Source organism: Pseudomonas rubra (assembly GCF_028656935.1).
In the GTDB taxonomy this organism is placed as follows: Bacteria; Pseudomonadota; Gammaproteobacteria; order Pseudomonadales; family Pseudomonadaceae; genus Aquipseudomonas; species Aquipseudomonas rubra.
In genome coordinates, this window is sequence record NZ_JAMDGZ010000040.1 from 35,874 (window position 1) to 55,635 (window position 19,762).

The 19,762-nt window shown below is 62.0% G+C and carries 23 protein-coding genes; 11 read left to right on the forward strand and 12 right to left on the reverse strand.

What is annotated here, in order from left to right:
* Window positions 1–22: 22 nt before the first annotated feature.
* The 4 genes from M5G17_RS17985 to M5G17_RS18000 all read right to left on the reverse strand — a co-directional run bounded on the left by M5G17_RS17985 (window position 23) and on the right by M5G17_RS18000 (window position 2,640).
* Entirely contained in the window at window positions 23–880 is an 858-nt protein-coding gene (locus M5G17_RS17985) for an endonuclease/exonuclease/phosphatase family protein (RefSeq protein WP_273894300.1), read from the reverse strand.
* Window positions 881–889: 9 nt separating this feature from the next.
* Window positions 890–1,519, reverse strand: a complete 630-nt coding sequence (gene dsbA / locus M5G17_RS17990) for a thiol:disulfide interchange protein DsbA (RefSeq protein ID WP_273894271.1) — start codon at window positions 1,517–1,519, stop codon at window positions 890–892.
* 167 nt (window positions 1,520–1,686) lie between these two features.
* Window positions 1,687–2,304: a c-type cytochrome gene (locus tag M5G17_RS17995; RefSeq protein ID WP_273894272.1), complete on the reverse strand. Its 618-nt coding sequence runs from the start codon at window positions 2,302–2,304 to the stop codon at window positions 1,687–1,689.
* 33 nt (window positions 2,305–2,337) lie between these two features.
* Window positions 2,338–2,640 carry a c-type cytochrome gene (locus M5G17_RS18000; protein WP_273894273.1) on the reverse strand — a complete coding sequence of 101 codons (303 nt, stop codon included), beginning with the start codon at window positions 2,638–2,640 and terminating at the stop codon, window positions 2,338–2,340.
* 193 nt (window positions 2,641–2,833) lie between these two features.
* Between M5G17_RS18000 and yihA the strand changes: the two genes are divergently transcribed.
* Window positions 2,834–3,466, forward strand: a complete 633-nt coding sequence (gene yihA / locus M5G17_RS18005) for a ribosome biogenesis GTP-binding protein YihA/YsxC (protein ID WP_130262207.1) — start codon at window positions 2,834–2,836, stop codon at window positions 3,464–3,466.
* Between the two features lie 302 nt (window positions 3,467–3,768).
* On the opposite strand, the gene polA is transcribed toward yihA, so the two are convergent.
* Window positions 3,769–6,576, reverse strand: coding sequence for a DNA polymerase I (gene polA, locus M5G17_RS18010; protein ID WP_273894274.1), 2,808 nt, complete (start codon window positions 6,574–6,576; stop codon window positions 3,769–3,771).
* Window positions 6,577–6,650: 74 nt separating this feature from the next.
* On the opposite strand from polA, the gene M5G17_RS18015 reads away from it, so the two are divergent.
* A complete protein-coding gene (locus M5G17_RS18015; RefSeq protein ID WP_273894275.1) occupies window positions 6,651–6,938 on the forward strand; it encodes a DUF2782 domain-containing protein in 288 nt (95 codons plus the stop codon).
* A 64-nt stretch (window positions 6,939–7,002) separates the two neighbouring features.
* On the forward strand, window positions 7,003–7,953 hold the full coding sequence (locus M5G17_RS18020) for a homoserine kinase (protein WP_273894276.1): 951 nt from the start codon (window positions 7,003–7,005) through the stop codon (window positions 7,951–7,953).
* 60 nt (window positions 7,954–8,013) lie between these two features.
* Here the strand turns inward: M5G17_RS18020 and M5G17_RS18025 are convergent, their stop codons facing one another.
* Window positions 8,014–8,883 (reverse strand): zinc ABC transporter substrate-binding protein, encoded by an 870-nt coding sequence (locus M5G17_RS18025; RefSeq protein WP_420793367.1) that lies wholly within the window; start codon window positions 8,881–8,883, stop codon window positions 8,014–8,016.
* A 114-nt stretch (window positions 8,884–8,997) separates the two neighbouring features.
* Between M5G17_RS18025 and zur the strand changes: the two genes are divergently transcribed.
* The 7 genes from zur (at window position 8,998) to M5G17_RS18060 (ending at window position 14,590) form a co-directional block, all read left to right on the forward strand.
* Window positions 8,998–9,480 carry a zinc uptake transcriptional repressor Zur gene (gene zur, locus M5G17_RS18030; protein WP_273894278.1) on the forward strand — a complete coding sequence of 161 codons (483 nt, stop codon included), beginning with the start codon at window positions 8,998–9,000 and terminating at the stop codon, window positions 9,478–9,480.
* A complete protein-coding gene (gene znuC / locus M5G17_RS18035) occupies window positions 9,480–10,259 on the forward strand; it encodes a zinc ABC transporter ATP-binding protein ZnuC (protein ID WP_273894279.1) in 780 nt (259 codons plus the stop codon). The genes zur and znuC overlap by 1 nt, the downstream gene beginning before the upstream one ends.
* Complete coding sequence (gene znuB / locus M5G17_RS18040; RefSeq protein WP_273894280.1) at window positions 10,252–11,034, forward strand: zinc ABC transporter permease subunit ZnuB; 783 nt, start codon at window positions 10,252–10,254, stop codon at window positions 11,032–11,034. The genes znuC and znuB overlap by 8 nt, the downstream gene beginning before the upstream one ends.
* Before the next feature lie 132 nt (window positions 11,035–11,166).
* Entirely contained in the window at window positions 11,167–11,880 is a 714-nt protein-coding gene (locus M5G17_RS18045; protein WP_273894281.1) for a PA5502 family lipoprotein, read from the forward strand.
* 198 nt (window positions 11,881–12,078) lie between these two features.
* Window positions 12,079–13,086, forward strand: a complete 1,008-nt coding sequence (locus tag M5G17_RS18050) for a methionine ABC transporter ATP-binding protein (RefSeq protein WP_130262198.1) — start codon at window positions 12,079–12,081, stop codon at window positions 13,084–13,086.
* Complete coding sequence (locus tag M5G17_RS18055; RefSeq protein ID WP_273894282.1) at window positions 13,086–13,757, forward strand: methionine ABC transporter permease; 672 nt, start codon at window positions 13,086–13,088, stop codon at window positions 13,755–13,757. The genes M5G17_RS18050 and M5G17_RS18055 overlap by 1 nt, the downstream gene beginning before the upstream one ends.
* A 62-nt stretch (window positions 13,758–13,819) precedes the next feature.
* Window positions 13,820–14,590, forward strand: coding sequence for a MetQ/NlpA family ABC transporter substrate-binding protein (locus tag M5G17_RS18060; RefSeq protein WP_273894283.1), 771 nt, complete (start codon window positions 13,820–13,822; stop codon window positions 14,588–14,590).
* Window positions 14,591–14,683: 93 nt separating this feature from the next.
* Here the strand turns inward: M5G17_RS18060 and M5G17_RS18065 are convergent, their stop codons facing one another.
* The 5 genes from M5G17_RS18065 to M5G17_RS18085 are packed head-to-tail and all read right to left on the reverse strand — an operon-like array spanning window position 14,684 to window position 18,588.
* Entirely contained in the window at window positions 14,684–15,316 is a 633-nt protein-coding gene (locus M5G17_RS18065) for an SCO family protein (protein WP_130262195.1), read from the reverse strand.
* Complete coding sequence (gene cyoE / locus M5G17_RS18070; RefSeq protein WP_273894284.1) at window positions 15,313–16,212, reverse strand: heme o synthase; 900 nt, start codon at window positions 16,210–16,212, stop codon at window positions 15,313–15,315. The genes M5G17_RS18065 and cyoE overlap by 4 nt, the downstream gene beginning before the upstream one ends.
* Window positions 16,197–17,279, reverse strand: a complete 1,083-nt coding sequence (locus M5G17_RS18075) for a COX15/CtaA family protein (RefSeq protein WP_273894285.1) — start codon at window positions 17,277–17,279, stop codon at window positions 16,197–16,199. The genes cyoE and M5G17_RS18075 overlap by 16 nt, the downstream gene beginning before the upstream one ends.
* Before the next feature lie 9 nt (window positions 17,280–17,288).
* Window positions 17,289–17,882 (reverse strand): hypothetical protein, encoded by a 594-nt coding sequence (locus M5G17_RS18080; protein WP_273894286.1) that lies wholly within the window; start codon window positions 17,880–17,882, stop codon window positions 17,289–17,291.
* Window positions 17,848–18,588 (reverse strand): SURF1 family protein, encoded by a 741-nt coding sequence (locus tag M5G17_RS18085; RefSeq protein WP_273894287.1) that lies wholly within the window; start codon window positions 18,586–18,588, stop codon window positions 17,848–17,850. The genes M5G17_RS18080 and M5G17_RS18085 overlap by 35 nt, the downstream gene beginning before the upstream one ends.
* A gap of 63 nt (window positions 18,589–18,651) precedes the next feature.
* Between M5G17_RS18085 and M5G17_RS18090 the strand changes: the two genes are divergently transcribed.
* The gene (locus M5G17_RS18090) at window positions 18,652–18,855 is read left to right on the forward strand and encodes a twin transmembrane helix small protein (protein ID WP_273894288.1); all 204 of its coding nucleotides are present in this window, start codon (window positions 18,652–18,654) and stop codon (window positions 18,853–18,855) included.
* A 6-nt stretch (window positions 18,856–18,861) separates the two neighbouring features.
* Here the strand turns inward: M5G17_RS18090 and M5G17_RS18095 are convergent, their stop codons facing one another.
* Window positions 18,862–19,749 carry a cytochrome c oxidase subunit 3 gene (locus M5G17_RS18095; RefSeq protein ID WP_130262189.1) on the reverse strand — a complete coding sequence of 296 codons (888 nt, stop codon included), beginning with the start codon at window positions 19,747–19,749 and terminating at the stop codon, window positions 18,862–18,864.
* Between the last annotated feature and the right edge of the window lie 13 nt (window positions 19,750–19,762).

The following is a 19,762-nucleotide window of genomic DNA, read 5'->3' on the forward strand; positions in this document are numbered from 1 at the left end:
GGTCCGCAGAGGGTAATGGCAATTAGCTCAAAGCGGGCAGCGTATCCACAGCAAGGGCATCAGGCAAACGAATCTCAACCGCGACCGGAAGATGATCGGAAATTGGCTGGGCCAGAACCTCAACCCGCTCCAGGGTCAGGCTTGGGCTGAGCAGGATATGATCAAGGCAGCGTTGTGGCCGCCAACTGGGGAACGTGGCTTGCACCTGCGGTGCGACCAGGCTCAGGTCGCGCAGCGGCGAATGCTCCAGCAAGTCCGTGGCGTGGGTGTTCATGTCGCCCATCAGCACCTGGTGGCGATAGCCGCCAATCAGTTCACGAATATAGGCAAGCTGGCGGGCGCGGGTCTTGGAACCCAGGGCCAGGTGCATCATCACCACGACCAGGGCGTCCTCACCTTCGCCGAAGCGCACCAGGATCGCCCCGCGTCCAGCAGGGCCGGGCAGCGGATGATCCTCTAGCAGTTGCGGTTTCAAGCGGCTGAGCACGCCGTTGCTGTGCTGGGCCAGGCGCCCGAGGTTGCGGTTGAGCTGCTGGTACCAGTACGGGAAGGCGCCCAGTTGGGCCAGGTGCTCGACCTGATTGACGTAGCCCGAGCGCAGGCTGCCGCCATCGGCCTCCTGCAGGGCGACCAGGTCGAAATCGGCGAGCAGGTCGCCGATCTTCTGCAGGTTACCGGCCCGCCCGGTGTGCGGCAGCAGGTGCTGCCAGCCACGGGTCAGGTAATGACGGTAACGCTCGGTGCTGATGCCAACCTGGATGTTGAAACTGAGCAGCCGCAGCCGGCCATCCTCTGGCAGGCCGTTGGCCTGCAGGTGATGTTCGTTGACCTGCGGATCATGCAGGCCCACGCCACGCTCGGTTCTCCAGCGGCGCATGATCGGCGCCGCTTACTTGGCGGCGCGCTCCTTGGCGATCAGGTAGTCGGCAACATTGAGCACGCCTTGCGGCCCCTTGGCAGTGCCGAGGTCGAAGCGGTACTTGCCGTTGACGACCATGCTCGGTACGCCAGTGATTTCGTACTTCTTGGCCAGCTCTTTGGCCTGCTTGACCTGACCCTTGATGGCGAAGGAGTTGAAGGTGGCGAGGAACTTGTCAGGATCTACGCCTTGAGTGGCGAGGAAATCAGCCATTTCGTCCTCCTTGGTCAGCTTCTTGCGCTGAATCTGAATCGCTTCGAACACGGCAGCGTGAACCTTGTGTTCAACGCCCATGGCTTCGAGAGTCAGGAACATCTGGCCGTGGGCATCCCAAGGGCCGCCGAACATGGCCGGCACACGCTTGAAGTTGACGTCCTTCGGCAGTTTTTCGACCCATGGATTGACCACCGGCTCGAAGCTGTAGCAATGCGGGCAGCCGTACCAGAACAGCTCGACCACTTCGATCTTGCCAGGTACCGACACCGGAACCGGGTTGCTCAGCTCGGTATACTGGTCGAAGGCTACCGGATCGGCAGCCTGGGCAGTCATGCCGAAGAGGCTGGCAGTGACCAGCGCGGCGCCGAGAATCAGATTACGCATGCTTTACTCCTGAGCAGTCTATTGAGTCGCCTTGGCACGACCTGTCGTAGGACAGGCCGAGGCAGGCCCGAGTTCGTTAGTGTAACGGCAGCGGGCACAAAAAAGGGCGGCCGAAGCCACCCTTTTCATCTTTGCGCCGTAGTATTAACCCAGCGTTAAAGCGCGGATCAATGCAGACCCTGGATGTAGCTGGACAGCGCTTCGATGTCCTTGTTGCTCAGCTTGGCCGCAATGGTACGCATGGTGGTGGCGTCGCCATCATTGGTACGGTTGCCTTCGCGGAAGTCGGTGAGCTGCTTGGTGACGTAACTTGCGTGCTGGCCGCCCAGGTGCGGGAAGCCGGCCAGGGCAAGACCTGCGCCATTAGGCGAGTGGCAGCCAGTGCAGGCAGGCAGGCCTTTTTCGATGTCACCGCCGTTGAACAGCGCGCGGCCACGCTCGACCAGCTTCGGATCAGCTGCGCCAACGCTGCCTTTCTGGCTGGAGAAGTAGGCGGCGATGTCGGCCATGTCCTGGTCGTTGAACGCAGCCAGCATACCGGTCATTTCCAGCACGGTGCGCTTGCCCGACTTGATGTCGTGCAATTGCTTTTCCAGGTACTTCTCACCCTGGCCTGCAAGTTTCGGGAAGTTCGGCGCCAGGCTATTGCCGTCCGGATTGTGACAAGCGCCACATACAGCAGTTTTGGCCTGACCAGCAGCGGCATCCCCTTTGATAGGCTCTGCGGCATTGGCAACACCGGTGATGCCCAAGGTCAACAGCAGACTCACGAGTAGTTTGTTCATCAGCTAATCCAACTACGGCTAAGGGTGAAAGAGTTATGTATCGGGACTGTGGCTCATCCACTGGATGATTGCCTGGTAGTCCTCGGCACTGCAGTCCATGCACAATCCACGCATTGGCATAGCCTTGAAACCCTGGGTGACATGCACCACCAGCATCTCCATACCCTTCGCCAGTCTTGGCTCCCAAGCCGCACGATCACCTGCTTTCGGTGCCTGTGGCAGCTGCCCGGCGTGACAAGCCGCACACGTGCGGTTGTACAACGCCTCGGGATCCTGTGTAGCCTGAGCGCTGAATAACGGTATCAAGACACCGACAACAAGCAGCCATTTCGTCATGCGAACGACCTTTCAGGGTTGGGGGCTGCACTGCGTTCTAATGCGCAAGCTTGAATCCGATGCCCCCGTGCACATCCTCCTACGCTGGGATAATGCGCACACAAAATCTGGGGCATTATATACTCCCGTTACTGAAACGGAAACGACACCGCTTGCCGAGCCTGCCTCTGGCAACACCCACACCGGATATCCCATGCAAGTCAAAAACCCCATCCTCGGCCTCTGCCAACAGGCCAAATTCGCTATCAGCGCGGCCAAGGTCGACCAGTGTCCGCCCGACCAGGGCTATGAAGTAGCCTTCGCCGGCCGCTCCAACGCCGGCAAGTCCAGCGCCCTGAACACCCTGACACACGCCAGCCTGGCGCGAACCTCGAAAACCCCGGGGCGCACCCAGCTGTTGAACTTCTTCAGTCTGGACGATGAACGGCGTTTGGTCGACTTGCCCGGCTACGGTTATGCCAAGGTGCCAATCCCGCTCAAGCAGCACTGGCAGCGCCACCTGGAGGCCTACCTGGGCAGCCGCGAGGCCTTGAAGGGCTTGATCCTGATGATGGACGTGCGCCATCCGATGACCGACTTCGACATGATGCTGCTCGACTGGTCGCGCGCCTCCGGCATGCCGATGCACATCCTGTTGACCAAAGCCGACAAGCTGACCTTTGGCGCGGCCAAGAACACCCTGCTCAAAGTGCAGTCGGAAATCCGCAAAGGTTGGGGCGATAGCATTACGATCCAGCTGTTTTCGGCCCCCAAGCGCCAGGGCCTGGAAGAGGCCTATGGCGTGCTGGCACGCTGGATGGAACTGCCGGACAAGCCCGCCGAATAAGGGCCGCCCGGCAAACGCCGGGCAAAAAAAACCCCGGACTTCGTATGGGGAGGGGGAAGTTCGGGGTTCAAGTACCGGACCGCTAGGGCGGGGTCCGGATATCTGCCAACACTTAACACAACATAGGAGCATCGAAGGGCTTCACCAGCCATTCAGATACTCTGAGTCGTGGTTCACCGGTTTAGTTCCGGACGTTTAGAAACTATTTGCGATAGGTCGGAAATTTCCAGCACTAATGGCCTCGAGCCAGCCAAAAAGCCGCGACGATATGCCGCAGCTTTTCACCGATTTTAAGCGCTTTTTTAGTGCGCTTCGTCCCAATTTGACCCCACGCCGACGTCTACCACCAGCGGAACATCCAACTGAGCGGCACCACTCATGTGTGGACGAATCTGCTCGCGAACCTGCTCGATAAGGTCTTCGCGAACCTCCAGTACCAGTTCGTCATGAACCTGGAGGATGACCCGAGCATCTAGGCCCGAATCGGTCAGCCAGTTATCCACAGCCACCATAGCGCGCTTGATGATGTCCGCCGCCGTGCCCTGCATCGGCGCGTTAATCGCCGTGCGCTCAGCGCCCGCGCGTTCCTGCGGCTTGTTGGAATGAATAGCCGGCAGGTACAGCCGGCGGCCGAACAGGGTTTCTACATAGCCCTGTTCGGCCGCCTGCCCACGCGTACGCTCCATATACTCGCGCACACCTGGGTAGCGGGCGAAGTACTCATCGATGTAGGCCTTGGCCACCTTGGTATCGACGCCGATATCCTTGCCGAGCTTTTTCGCACCCATACCGTAGATCAGGCCAAAGTTGATCGCCTTGGCGCTGCGGCGCATGTCAGACGTCACCTGACTCAGTTCTACCTTGAACACCTCGGCCGCAGTCGCGGTGTGCACATCGAGACCATCACGAAACGCATTCAGTAGGCCCTCGTCACGGGACAGGTGGGCCATGATGCGCAGTTCAATCTGCGAGTAGTCCGCCGCCAGCAATTTGTAACCAGGCGGTGCAATGAACGCCTGGCGAATCCGTCGGCCCTCGGCCGTGCGGGCCGGAATGTTCTGCAGGTTCGGGTCACTGGAGGAAAGACGTCCGGTGGCCGCAACAGCCTGATGGTAGGAGGTGTGGATACGCCCGGTGCGCGGGTTGATCTGCTCCGGCAGGCGATCGGTGTAGGTGCTTTTGAGCTTGCTCATCGAGCGGTACTGCATCAGCACCTTGGGCAGTGGGTAGCCTTCCTCGGCCAGGGCTTCAAGGACGTCTTCAGCGGTGGACGGCTGGCCTTTTCCGGTTTTCTTCAGCACCGGCAGGCCGAACTTGTCATAAAGAATCGCCCCCAACTGCTTGGGCGAGCCGAGGTTGAACGTCTCACCGGCCAGGCGAATGGCTTCTTCTTCCAGGTCGGCCATTTTCTTGCCCAGCTCACCGCTCTGCACCTTGAGCAACTCGGCGTCGACCAGCGCGCCTTGACGCTCAATGCGCGCCAGAACCGGAACCAACGGCATCTCGATATCGCTCAGCACACCGGCCAGGCTCGGAATTTCCGCAAGCTTGGCGCTCAGCGTCTGGTGCAAGCGCAAGGTCACGTCGGCGTCTTCGGCAGCGTACGGGCCGGCCTGTTCCAGGGGGATCTGGTCAAAGGTCAGCTGCTTGGCGCCTTTGCCGGCGATGTCCTGGAAGCTGGTAGTGGTGTAGTCGAGGTACTTCAGCGCCAGGCTGTCCATGTCATGGCGGGTCGCCGTAGAGTTCAGCACGTAGGACTCGAGCATGGTGTCGAAAGCAATCCCGCGCACCACGATGCCATCGTCGGGGTCGCCGCCCAAGGCGCAGTTGGCCAGGATGTTCATGTCGAACTTGGCATGCTGACCGACCTTGAGCTTCTTCGGGTCTTCCAGCAAAGGCTTGAGTGCGCGCAGCACGGTGTCGCGGTCCAGTTGCTGCGGTACGCCCAGGTAGGCGTGCATCAGCGGAATGTAGGCCGCTTCATGTGCCTGAACGGCGAACGACAAACCAACCAACTGCGCCTGCTGGGCATCGACGCCCGTGGTTTCGGTATCAAAGGCGATCAGTTCGGCTGCCTGCAGTTTGGCCAGCCAGACGTCGAAGCGGGCCTGGTCGAGGATGGTCTCGTAGGTAGTCTCAATGGGGGCCTGCGCACTTGCAACGACGGCCTCGCTACCACCAGAGACAGGCGCCTCGCTGTTTGCCACAGGCGCTGCCAGCTCCTGGCGCTTGGCCTCACGCTGGACATCGGCGATCCAGCTCTTGAACTCCATCTCGGTGTACAAGGCCAGCAGCGCGTCGCAATCCGGTTCGCCACAGACCAGCGCATCCACCTCAACGTCCAACGGCACGTCAAGCTTGATGGTCGCCAGCTCATAGGAGAGGAACGCCGCGTCACGGTGCTCTTCAAGCTTGGCTGGCAGGGTCTTGGCGCCACGAATGGCCAGGCTCGGAACCTTGTCCAGGTTCTCGTACAGATCGCTCAAGCCACCGCCAATACCGGTCAGCAGGCCCACGGCGGTTTTTTCGCCGACCCCCGGCACGCCCGGAATGTTGTCGACCTTGTCGCCCATCAGGGCGAGGAAATCGATGATGTGTTCAGGACCGACGCCAAACTTCTCGTGCACGCCAGCTACGTCGAGCACGCTACCGGTCATGGTGTTGACCAGCGTAACGTGCCCGTCGACCAGTTGCGCCATGTCCTTGTCGCCGGTGGAGATGATCACCGGGCGCCCGGCGGCGGCGCTGCTGCGTGCCAGGGTGCCGATCACGTCATCGGCTTCCACCCCTTCGACGCACAGCAGCGGATAACCCAAGGCGCGCACACTGGCGTGCAGCGGCTCGATCTGCACCCGCAGGTCATCGGGCATGCTTGGCCGGTTGGCCTTGTATTCGGCGTACATTTCGTCGCGGAAGGTCCCGCCCTTGGCGTCGAAGACCACCGCGAACAGGCCGTCCGGATACTGCTTGCGCAGGCTCTTGAGCATGTTCAGCACGCCCTTGACTGCGCCGGTTGGCATGCCCTTGGAAGTAGTCAGTGGTGGCAGCGCGTGGAAGGCGCGGTACAGGTACGAGGAACCGTCCACCAGGACGAGGGGAGCTTGGCTCATGTGCAGAATCAACCTTTTCGACGGGCCCGGCGCTAGAATGTCCGGAACATTGACGACAAAGGGACAAGGTTATCATGCGTACACTAAATCGCCTGTTGCTGCTCAGCCTCTTGGCAGTCACTCCGGTCGTCGCCCTGGCAGCGGATGACGCGCCATCGGCAGATCCGGATGTAACCATTCGCACGGAAGGCGACAAAACCATTCAGGAATACCGGCAAAATGGCTTCCTGTATGCAATCAAGGTCACCCCGAAAGGTGGCAAACCTTACTTCCTGGTACGCGCTGATGGTTCGGAAGGCAATTTCATCCGTTCCGACCAACCGGACATGCTGATCCCATCGTGGAAAATCTTCGAGTGGTAAGCCGTACCCTTTACATCAACCTGGCACTTCCCTGCTGAAGTGCCCGTATGGGCAATTTTTGATCATGTCAGTTTTCACCCCCCTGACCCGGCCTGAGCTGGAAACCTTTCTGGCGCCCTACGGCCTGGGCCGCCTGCGGGACTTCCAGGGCATTGCCGCCGGCACCGAGAACAGCAACTTCTTTGTCAGCCTGGAACAGGGGGAGTACGTGCTGACGCTGGTCGAACGCGGGCCGATCCAGGACCTGCCGTTCTTCATCGAACTGCTCGACGTGTTGCACGAGGCCGACCTGCCAGTGCCGTACGCCTTGCGCGACAACACCGGTGTGGCCCTGCGTGAACTGGCCGGCAAGCCTGCGCTGCTGCAGCCGCGGCTGCCGGGCAAGCACATCAAGGTCGCCAACAACCAGCACTGCGTGCAGGTGGGCGAACTGCTCGGGCACCTGCACCTGGCCACCCGCGACAACGTGTTGGAACGCAAGACCGACCGCGGGCTGGACTGGATGCTGGAGACCGGCGCCGAGCTGATGCCGCGCCTGAACAGCGAACAACGCCAGTTGCTGCAAGCGTGCCTGGACGAGATCAAAGCGCACCAGGCGCAGATCATGGCGCTGCCACGGGCCAACCTGCACGCCGACCTGTTCCGCGACAATGTGTTGTTCGAAGGCACCCACCTGACTGGCCTGATCGACTTCTACAACGCCTGCTCGGGGCCGATGCTCTACGACCTGGCGATCACCCTCAACGACTGGTGCTGCGACGACGCTGGGGTTATCGACGGACCGCGGGCGCGGGCTTTGCTGGGGGCTTATGCGGCGCTGCGACCGTTCACCTCGGCCGAGGCGCACCTGTGGCCGGTGATGCTGCGCCTGGCCTGCGTACGCTTCTGGCTGTCGCGCCTGATTGCCGCTGAGTCGTTTGCCGGGATGGACGTACTGATTCACGACCCGGCTGACTTTGAAGTGCGCCTGGCGGCGCGGCAGCAGGTGGAGATTGCTTTGCCGTTTGCGCTGTAACGCATCGCGGGGCAAGCCCGCTCCCAAAGGTGGGAGCGGGCTTGCCCCGCGATCAGGGCGTCACAACTTCTCCAGACACCCCGCCAAATCATTCCCCAGTTTCTCCAGCAACTGCTCATACCCCCGGGCACTGGCTGGCGCCGTCCCACCCAGGGCATCCAGCTCGGCCAGGGTCACCGGCAGGCCCGCTGTCAGCGTCTCGGCCAGTCGTGGCCGCAGCGGCGGCTCGCTGAACACACAGGTCTTGCCCACTTCCTGCAAACGCTTGCGCATCGCCGCCACATGCTGGGCACCCGGCTGCACCTCCGCCGCCACACTGAATACCCCGGTGTGTTTCAAGCCGTAGGCCGCTTCGAAGTAGTCAAAAGCCTCATGAAAAACAAAGAACGGCTTGCCACTGATGCCCGCCATACGCTGTTTCAACCGTGCATCCAGGGCATCCATACGTTCGCCAAAGGCATTGAGGTTGCTCTGGTAACGAGCGGCATTGACCGGGTCAGCGGTGCTCAGGTCGGCGGCCATCTTCGCCGCGATCACCCGGGCATTGACCGACGACAGCCACAGGTGAGCATCGAGGCTGCCCGGGCGGTGATCATGGTCGTGATCGTCATGGTCTTCATCGTGGGAGTGGCTGTCTTCGCCAAAATGGCGCAGTTGCAGGCCGGGCAGGTCCTGCACGGCGATGCTCGGCTTGCTGCGAGACTTGAGCACGCGCGGCAGGAAGCCTTCCATGTCCGGGCCGATCCAGTACAGCAGCTCGACATCGCCCACACGCCGTACGTCGGAAGGGCGCAGGGCGTAATGGTGTGGCGAGGCGCCTGGCGGCAGCAGTACTTCAGGCGTACCGACGCCATCCTGCACCGCCGCGGCAATCTGCTGCAGGGGCTTGATGCTGGTGAGCACACGCACTTCGGCCTGTGCCTGGGCCATCGTCAAGGTGGCGATAAAAGCGACAAAAAGGGCAAAAATTCGGAACACGATGACCACTCACAGGGGCTGAAACAGGTAACATAATAACGTCTCCAATCAGAACCGTCGCCGCTCATGCCTAAAACCCCGCTGGCCAACCGCCCCCACGACCACTCCCATTGCGTGCACAGCGCCCTGGCCGAGGCCGATGCGCTGTGCGCGCGCCTGGGTGTACGCCTGACCGCCTTGCGTCGACGGGTGCTGGAGCTGGTGTGGCAGAGCCACAAGCCGCTGGGCGCCTACGACATCCTCGCCGTGCTGAGTGAGCAGGATGGCCGCCGGGCGGCGCCGCCCACCGTGTACCGCGCGCTGGATTTTCTCCTGGAAAACAGCCTGGTGCACCGCATTGCCTCGCTCAACGCCTTTATCGGCTGCAGCCACCCCGAGCATGCGCACCAGGGCCAGTTCCTGATTTGCCGCGAATGCCACGTGGCCATCGAGCTTGAGCAAAGCTCCATCAGCGACGCCATTGTGGCCAGCGCCCACGAAGTCGGTTTCCGCGTCGAAGCACAGACGGTCGAAGTGGTCGGCCTGTGCAGCAACTGCCGGGGCGCCTGATGAGCAACGCGCTGATTCGCCTCGAACAGGTCGGCGTCAGCTTCGCCGGGCAGGCGGTGCTCGACAGCATTGACCTGGCTGTCGAGCCCGGGCAGATCGTCACCCTGATCGGGCCGAATGGCGCCGGCAAGACCACCCTGGTGCGCGCCGTGCTGGGCCTGCTCACGCCCCATAGCGGCAAGGTCTGGCGCAAACCGCGGCTACGCATTGGCTACATGCCGCAAAAGCTTCAGATCGATGCCACCCTGCCGCTCTCGGTACTGCGTTTCTTGCGCCTGGTGCCCGGTGTAGACCGTGCGGCCGCATTGTCGGCGCTCAAGGAAGTCGGCGCCGAACAGGTCATTGACAGCCCGATCCAGGGTATTTCCGGCGGTGAAATGCAGCGTGTGCTGCTGGCTCGAGCGCTGTTGCGCGAGCCCGAGTTGCTGGTGCTCGATGAACCGGTGCAGGGCGTCGATGTCGCCGGCCAGTCCGAGCTGTACAGCCTGATCACCCGCCTGCGCGATCGTCACGGCTGCGGCGTACTGATGGTTTCCCACGACCTGCACCTGGTCATGAGCACCACCGACCAGGTGGTTTGCCTGAACCGTCACGTTTGCTGTTCCGGCCACCCCGAGCAGGTCAGCGGCGACCCGGCCTTCGTCGAGCTGTTCGGCAGCAACGCGCCGAGCCTTGCGATCTATCACCACCATCACGACCACGCCCACGACCTGCACGGTTCGGTGGTTGCCCCGGCCAAAGGCGGCCATGTTCACGGAGATCACTGCAAGCATGGCTGATTTTCTGCTTTACGCCCTGCTCGCAGGTCTGGCACTGGCACTGGTTGCAGGCCCCCTGGGCTCCTTCGTGGTCTGGCGGCGCATGGCCTATTTTGGCGATACCCTGTCCCATGCCGCGCTGCTCGGCGTGGCCCTGGGCTTTGTGCTGGATGTCAGCCCGGCCCTGGCCGTCACTGTCGGCTGTCTGTTGCTGGCCATCTTGCTGGTGACCCTGCAACAGCGCCAGCCACTGGCCTCCGACACCCTGCTGGGGATTCTTGCGCCCAGTACTCTGTCACTCGGCCTGGTGGTGCTGAGCTTCATGCACGATGTGCGCATCGACCTGATGGCTTACCTGTTTGGCGACCTGCTGGCAATCAGCCCGGGGGATCTTGTCTGGATTCTCGGTGGCAGTGCTGCGGTGCTGCTGTTGCTGGTAGCGCTGTGGCGCCCCCTGCTGGCGGTCACCGTGCATGAAGAACTGGCCATGGTCGAAGGCTTGCCGGTCGCTGCATTGCGCCTGGCGCTGATGCTGCTTATCGCCGTAGTGATCGCCGTGGCAATGAAGATCGTCGGCGTGCTGCTGATCACGTCGCTGCTGATCATTCCCGCCGCTGCGGCGCAACGTCACGCCCGCTCACCAGAGCAAATGGCTCTGGGCGCCAGCCTGCTGGGGGTTACCGCAGTATGCGGCGGTCTGGCGCTGTCGTGGTTCAAGGACACGCCAGCCGGCCCGTCCATCGTGGTCTGCGCTGCGGTGCTATTCTTGCTGAGCCTGGCACTGCCCCGGCGCTGAGGGCCAGGGGTGCAGCCGCCGCGGTTGCACCCTGCGACAGTTAAAAACGCACAGGCACCTGAAGAGTTATTTTCGAGTCTGCGGACTGGGTGTAGACTTGCTCGCTTTTTGCGCAAATAGAGAGTCGCAGGAATGAAGCCGTTCGCCTCCCGTTATCTGCTCCTTGCCGCGTTTTCGCTGATCCTTGCCGCGTGCTCCAGCACCCCGGCCGACAACGCTGCCGGGACTGCCCAGCCTGATGCCTGGCAGCAGCTGGAGCAAAGCATTGCCAGCAGCGAGCTGGCCACTGCCGAAGACCAGCTCGCCACCCTGCAAAGCCAGGCGCCCAATGACAGCCGGATCGAGCAATACCAGCGTCAGTTGGCCGAAGCCTACCTGCAACGCAGCCAGATCGTCCTGCAAAAGGGTGATGTGAATGCTGCGGCCACCGCCCTGGCCCGCGCCCGCGCCTTGATGCCCAAGGCTCCAGCGCTCACCGGCGGCGTCAATGGCGCGATTACCCAAGCGCGCAAAGCCGAGCTGGACAAGGCCGAAGCAGCGCTCAAAGCCGCCGAAGCCCGCCCGGCCGCCAAGCTGATCGACCCGACCGCACCGAGTACTGTGGTTGCGCTAAAAACCACAAAAATTCGGGAAATGCGCAAGCAACTGGATGACATCGCCAGCGATGTCGTGAACTACCAGTGCGACGTAGTGTTTCAGGTGCCACGCACGCAAGACGCGCCCTGGTTGCAAACCTTGCTGGGTAAGCGGGTGAAAAAACTCGACCCTGAGTTTGCCGTGCAGCAGCGCCACGAGATCCATCGCAACCAGCCTGCACAGGCGGTGCTGATACCGCGTCGTCCCTGAGTGAGCGGGTGCCCGGGCGAGCACCACGCCCCTGGGCCTTCGCAGACTGGCGTTCCTTCGGATTGACCACTGATCGCGTTATTCCAGTTGCGTTGGTCAATTGCGAAATAAATGCTAAGAACCTCTATACGAACAGGCTAAAATGCGCGCCCGGCCAACAGCTGCCCCTATTCCCATGCGCCCCACAAGGTTCGCTACGTGATCGAGTTTCAAAATGTCCACAAGACCTACCGCGTCGCCGGTAGGGATATCCCCGCATTGCACCCGACCAACCTGAGCGTCGAAGACGGCCAGGTGTTCGGGCTGATCGGCCATTCCGGCGCCGGTAAAAGTACCCTGCTGCGCCTGATCAACCGCCTGGAAGCGCCGAGCGGCGGCAAGATCATCGTCGACGGCGAAGACGTCACTGCGTTCAACGCCAACGATCTGCGGCGATTCCGCCAGCAAGTCGGGATGATCTTCCAGCACTTCAACCTGCTGGCCTCCAAGACAGTTGCCGACAACGTGGCCTTGCCACTGACTCTGGCGGGCCAACTGTCGCGCAAGGAAATCGACACCCGCGTCAACGAACTGCTGGCCCGTGTCGGCCTGGCCGATCACGCGAAGAAATACCCGGCGCAGCTCTCCGGCGGCCAGAAGCAGCGCGTCGGCATCGCCCGCGCCCTGGCCACCAAGCCGAAAATCCTGCTGTGTGACGAAGCCACCAGCGCCCTCGACCCGCAAACCACCGCCTCGGTGCTGCAACTGCTGGCCGAGATCAACCGCGAACTGAAGCTGACCATCGTGCTGATCACCCATGAAATGGACGTGATTCGCCGGGTCTGTGACCGCGTGGCCGTGATGGACGCCGGACGGATCGTCGAACAAGGCCCGGTGGCCGATGTGTTCCTGCACCCGCAGCACCCGACCACCAAGCGCTTCGTCCAGGAAGACGAGCAGGTTGACGAGAACGAGCAGCGCGACGACTTCGCCCACGTACCGGGGCGCATTGTGCGCCTGACCTTTCAGGGCGATTCGACCTACGCGCCATTGCTGGGCACCGTCGCCCGGGAAACCGGTGTGGACTACAGCATCCTGGCCGGACGCATTGATCGCATCAAAGACACCCCCTATGGGCAGCTGACCCTGGCCGTCACTGGCGGCGACATGGAAGCGGCGTTCGCCCGCTTCACTGCGGCTGATGTTCATATGGAGGTACTGCGTTAATGGATACCTTGAGTTTCTTTGCCAACGTCGACTGGGCCGAAATCTGGCTGGCCACGATCGACACCATGATCATGCTGTTCGGCTCGCTGTTCTTCACCGTGTTGCTCGGCCTGCCCCTGGGCGTGCTGCTGTTCCTCTGCGGGCCGCGCCAGCTGTTCGAACAGAAGGGCGTGTACGCACTGCTGTCGCTGGTAGTGAACATCCTGCGCTCGCTGCCGTTCATCATCCTGCTGATCGTGATGATTCCGTTCACCGTGCTGATCACCGGCACCTCGCTGGGGGTTGCCGGGGCCATCCCGCCATTGGTAGTGGGGGCTACGCCGTTCTTCGCCCGCTTGGTGGAAACCGCACTGCGTGAGGTCGACCGCGGCATCATCGAAGCCACCCAGTCGATGGGCGCCACCACCCGCCAGATCATCGTCAACGCCTTGCTGCCCGAGGCCCGTCCGGGCATCTTCGCGGCTATTACCGTTACCGCCATCACCCTGGTGTCGTACACCGCAATGGCCGGTGTCGTGGGCGCCGGTGGCTTGGGCGACCTGGCGATCCGCTTCGGTTATCAACGCTTCCAGACCGATGTGATGGTGGTCACAGTGGTCATGCTGCTGGTACTGGTTCAAGTCCTGCAAAGCGTGGGCGACAAAATGGTTGTGCATTTTTCCCGTAAGTAACCCCATGGGTCGGCGCTGCCGACGCACCGGGGGCCGGATCGGCCCTCACAAGGAGTGATTTGATGAAAAAGCTGCTTGCTGTAGTCGCCGCCGTTGCGGCCTTCTCGGCCCAGGCCGAGACCCTGACCGTCGCCGCCACCCCGGTGCCGCACGCCGAGATCCTCGAGTTCGTCAAACCGGCCCTGGCCAAAGAAGGCGTGGACTTGAAGGTAAAGGTGTTCACCGACTACATCCAGCCAAACGTGCAAGTGGCCGAGAAACGCCTGGACGCCAACTTCTTCCAGCACCAGCCGTACCTGGATGAGTTCAACAAGGCCAAGGGCACTAGTCTGGTCAGCGTTGCCGGTGTGCACCTGGAGCCGCTGGGCGCCTACTCGAGCAAGTACAAGAAACTCGACGAGCTGCCGTCGACTGCCAACGTGGTCATCCCCAACGACGCCACCAACGGCGGTCGTGCCTTGCTGCTGCTGGACAAGGCCGGTGTGATCAAGCTCAAAGACAAAACCAACATCCTCTCGACCGTCAAAGACATCGTCGAGAATCCTAAGAACCTGAAATTCCGTGAGCTGGAAGCCGCCACCATCCCGCGTGTGCTGACCCAGGTCGACCTGGCGCTGATCAACACCAACTACGCGCTGGAAGCCAAGCTCAACCCTGAAAAAGACGCACTGGTCATCGAAGGCAGCGACTCGCCTTACGTGAACATCCTGGTGACCCGCGCCGACAACAAGGACGCGGACGCGGTGAAGAAGCTGGTTGCAGCCCTGCACACGCCAGAAGTGAAGAAGTTCATCGAAGAGAAGTACAAGGGCGCGGTCAAGCCGGCGTTCTGATAAGCCGCATCGCCTTCATCGCTGGCAAGCCAGCTCCCACAGATTCAGGTGCAAAGCCGGACCTTGTGGGAGCTGGCTTGCCAGCGATGCTTTTCAGTCGCGTTTAACCAATCCAGGCAACTGCGCAACCAGCTTCTGGTTGTTGAACGGCGCCCGGATAAACCCGCGCTGCTTGCCATCGGGGCCCAGCAGCGCCAGGTTGCCACTGTGATCAACCGTGTAGTTCGGCTTGCTGGTATCGGCCGGAATGAACGGAATGCTCACCGCATTCGCCAGCTTCTGGATATTGTCCAGCGGGCCGGTCACCCCACGAAAATCCTTGTCGAAATAACCCAGGTACTGCTTCAGCTGTGCCGGGGTGTCGCGGTTCGGGTCAACACTGACCAACACCACTTGCAAGCGCTCCACGGCCTCCTTGGGCAGCTCGCTCTTTACCTGGCGCAGTTGGGCGAGGGTGGTCGGGCAGATATCCGGGCAGAAGGTGTAGCCGAAGAACAACAGCGACCATTTGCCCTTGAGCTCGTCCATCACCAGCGGCTGGCCCTGCTCGTCGGTCATCTCCACGGCGGGCACGGTGCGGCTCTGTGGCAGCAGGATGATGCCGGCATCGATCAGCGCGGTCGGGTTGCCTTCGCTGCGGCCATTGAGCACCTTGTTGACAGTAAGCCCGAGGATCACGGCGACCAGGGCAACGAGAATAAAGACGGTTTTCTGGGTTCGAGTCATAGATTCAACAGTAAGTAGTGGTCAACAAGCAGCGCGATGAACAGCAACAACAGGTACCAGATAGAGTACTTGAAGGTCTTGATCGCCGCGTGCGGCCGACTGCCACGGTACAACACCCAGGCCCACTGCAGGAAGCGCCCGCCCAGGACCAGGGCGCAGGCCAGGTACAACGGGCCGCTCATGTGAATGGCATAGGGCAGCAGGCTGACCGCCAGCAATACCAGGGTGTACAGCAGGATATGCACCTTGGTGTAGTGCTCGCCATGGGTCACCGGCAGCATCGGAATATCAGCCTTGGCGTACTCCTCCTTGCGGTGAATGGCCAGCGCCCAGAAGTGCGGTGGCGTCCAGGCGAAGATGATCAGTACCAGCAACAGCGGTTCGGCGCTGATATGCCCGCTGATCGCCACCCAGCCCAGCAGCGGCGGCGCGGCGCCCGCCAGGCCACCGATAACGATGTTCTGCGGAGTGGCGCGTTTGAGAAAACCGGTGTAGATCACCGCGTAGCCCAGCAGCGAAGCCAAGGTCAACCAGGCGGTCAGGGCATTGGTGAACACCAGCAGCAAGGCCATGCCAACGACCGCCAACAGCAGCGCAAAGGTCAGTGCCGCCGCCGGTGCCACCCGTCCTTCAGCGATCGGGCGCTTGTGCGTACGCGCCATCAACGCATCAATGCGCCGGTCGACCACATGATTGACCACTGCCGCACCGCCGGCGCAACAGGCAATGCCCAGGTTGCCGAACAGCAGGATGGTCCACGGCACCCCGGCGCGGGTGGCGAGAAACATGCCAACCAGCGAGGTAATCAGCATCAGCACCACCACCTTGGGTTTGGTCAGCTCGAGGTAGTCACGCCAGCCCGCTTGCAGCCTGCGCTCACTCAGAAGCGTCGCCATGAGTTATCTCCCAGATAATGAACGACTCCACCGCTGGCCAGCGGAGTCAGGCGCCAACCCTGGCTGACCCGACGGACTTTGGCCTGGGCAACCAGGCGGATGCGGTAATTGACCAGCACCATGCTCAGCAACAGCAGGGCGCCACCGGCGTTGTGGGCTACAGCCACGGCCAGCGGCAAGTGCAACAGTACGTTGCTGACCCCCAGGCTCACCTGCACGGCCAGCGCCAGCAGCACCCATGCGGCCAGCTTGCCCAGGCCCTGGCGATACAGCTTCCAGCTTAGGATCAGCATGACAACCGTCACCAACAAGGCACCCAGGCGGTGGCTCATGTGAATCGCGGTGCGGGCATCGCTGTCGAGCTGGCCGCCAAGGTAATTGGGGCCGATGTGCTGGGTCAGGTGAAAGCCGTTGGCAAAGTCCGCCTGCGGCCACCACTGGCCGTGGCAGGTGGGCAGATCAACGCAGGCCACTGCCGCGTAGTTGGCGCTGACCCAGCCGCCCAGGGCGATCTGGCCGATCACCACCAACAAACCCAGCGCCGCCACCCGGCGCACGCTCAACGGCAGTTTGGGCAAGGGCGCAAAAGCCCGTGACAGGCGCAGGCTGAGCAGGAACAACAGGCTCAAGGTGGCAAAGCCGCCTAGTAGATGCGCCGTGACCACTTGCGGCCAGAGCTTGAGGGTCACCGTCCACATGCCGAAGGCTGCCTGGGCGAACACCACGCCGAGCAACAACAAGGGCAGCCGCAGCGGCTGGCCATCACGGCCGCGACGACGCCAGGCTTTCAGGGCCAGCAGGCTGATCACCAGGGCCAGGGTGCCGGCAAAATAGCGATGGAGCATTTCGTTGCGGCCCTTGTGCGCCTCCACCGGGGTGTCGGGAAAGTGCAACTCGGCATGGGCCAGTTGCGCTTCGCTCTTGGGCACGCTGATAAAGCCATAGCAGCCCGGCCAGTCCGGGCAACCAAGGCCGGCATGGGTCAGGCGGGTGTAGGCACCGAGCAGCACGACAACCAGTGCCAGCACGGTGGCGAAGACGGCGAGGCGAAATCCGGGTCTGGCCATGGCGATGTCCTATCCGATGTTGGACAGCTTCAGCAGGTGGCGCAGGTCATTGAGCAGGTCCTTGCCCTTGACCCTGGCGTCGTAGCGCAGCACCAGGTTGCCGTGCGGGTCTATGATCCACAGCTGGGCATCCTGCTTACCCTGGCTGACGGTCCCGTAACGCGACAGGTCCAGGGGGTAGCGCTGCAGTTGCGGGTACTCGCGCGCAAGCTTGGCCTGATAATCGCCGGCCAAGGGCTGGGCCGCCGCCAGGGCATGGCTGGCGCGGCTGGCATCGCGGCCCAGGCCGATCTGGATCTGCCGGGCCAGGTAGACCAGTTGCTGACAGTCCAGACCACATGCCCCGGGCGTGCTCACCAGCAGTTGCCAGCGTCCTTCTTCAGCAGGCACGCCAAGGTCCACGCGGGTCTGACCGATACCGATCATTTCCCCGTGATAGCTTCGGCTCTCGGGTACCCAGAACTTGAGTTTGTACATGCTGGTGGCAAGGACCATCGGACCGAGCACTACCAGCAGGATCAGCAACAGTTGCAGGCGACCGCGTGCCCGGCTGCGCGGCGCCTTGCCTTCAGACATGTTGAGTGGACTTGTGACGGCTCCCATGCTGTTTCTCCTTGTTGTTATGCCAGCCGAAGTAGAGGTAGAGCAGTAACAGGGCCAACGCCAGGGCGAACCACTGCACGGCGTAGCCCAAGTGTTTTTCCGGCCCCAGCGCAACCACTGGCCAGTCCAGCCGGTTGCTGGCTGGGCCTGGTTCCAGGCGCAATTCATGGGCAAAACCTTCGCGACCCAATTGCGGCCACAGCGCACCGGCATCGATGGCAGTCATCAGCCGCGGCCAGCTGCCGCCCTGCGGGTCGGCATGCAACTGGAAGGTCGCACCCGGTGCGACGTACACCGAGGCATCCAGGCTCAACGGCTGCTCAGGGGTACTGAACTGCACGGGGATGCGTCGATCCGGCCAGGGCAGCCAGCCGCGATTGATCAACAGCCACAGGCCACTGGCCTGATCGAGAAAGGGTTGCAGCAGCTCGACACCGACCTGACCGTCGCGCATGCGGTTATCCAACAGCAGGCTGTGTTGGCCGTCGAACTGGCCGTACAGGTGCACTCGGCGATAGGCCGGATCGTCAATCTGCTGCAACTGCGCACTGCCCACCGCGTCGCTGGCACTGCGCTCGGCGTAGACCTGCAGCATTTGGCGCTTCTGTTCGGCGCGCCCAAGCTGCCAGCAGCCAAGCGCGATCAACCCCGGCAGCAGCAACAGCACCACCAGGGTCGGCACGAGGCCCGGACGGAAGGGCTTCACCGGGCCCTCGAAAAGTCAGTCGCTATACTTGTACTCATCACTGCATCCCCCCGGAGTTTCGCCATGCTCAAAGCTGCGATTGTCCTGATGCTGTTGGCGACCATCGCCAGCCTGTTCAGCGGCCTGATCTTTCTGGTCAAGGACGACGGACAGTCGACTCGCCTGCTTAAAGCCCTGACTGTTCGCGTCACCCTGGCCGCCCTGACCCTGGCCCTGGTGGCCTGGGGTTTCTACAGCGGCCAGTTGGTGTCCCACGCGCCGTTCTGAACCCGGTTACAGCACGTAAACGAAGATAAACAGCCCCACCCAGACCACATCGACGAAGTGCCAGTACCAGCTGGCCGCCTCGAAACCAAAGTGTTTGTCGGCGTTGAAGTGCCCGCGCAGGATGCGTACCAGCATCACGATCAAAATCAGGGTGCCCATGGTCACGTGGGCGCCGTGGAAACCGGTGAGCATGAAGAACGTAGCGCCGTAGATGCCCGACCCCAGGGTCAGGCCCAATTCGTTATAGGCTTCGTGATACTCGTAGGCCTGCAGTACCAGAAAGCTCAAGCCAAGGAGGATGGTCAACGCCAGCCAGGCCTTCAGCGCTCCGCGGTGGTTCTTGCGCAGGGCATGGTGGGCGATGGTGATGGTGACACTGGAGCTGACCAGCAAAATGGTGTTGATCAGCGGCAAGTGCCAGGGGTCGATGATGTCCTTGGGCGGCGGGAACAGTTTCGGGTCTGGCGTATGCAGCAGCGGCCAGGAGAATTCGAAATTCGGCCAGAGCATGTGCGCCACACCCTTGGCGCCTTCCCCACCGAGCCAGGGGCCGGCCAGGTTGCGCACATAGAACAGGGCGCCGAAGAAGGCTATGAAGAACATCACCTCGGAGAAGATGAACCAGGACATGCCCCAGCGGAACGAGCGGTCCAGCTGCGGGCTGTAGAGCCCGGCGCGGCTCTCCTTGACCACTGCGCCAAACCAGCCGAACAGCATGTAGGCCAGGCATAGTGCACCGAAGAAAAAAATCCACGGCCCATGGGACTCAGGCCGCCCGGCCTTGAGGTCGTTGAACCAGGTGCCCAGACCGAACACCGTGATGAACATGCCGACCGTGGCAATGATCGGCCACTTGCTTTGCGCCGGGACGTAATAGTGCTCATGGGAAGCCATCGTGGTGTTCTCC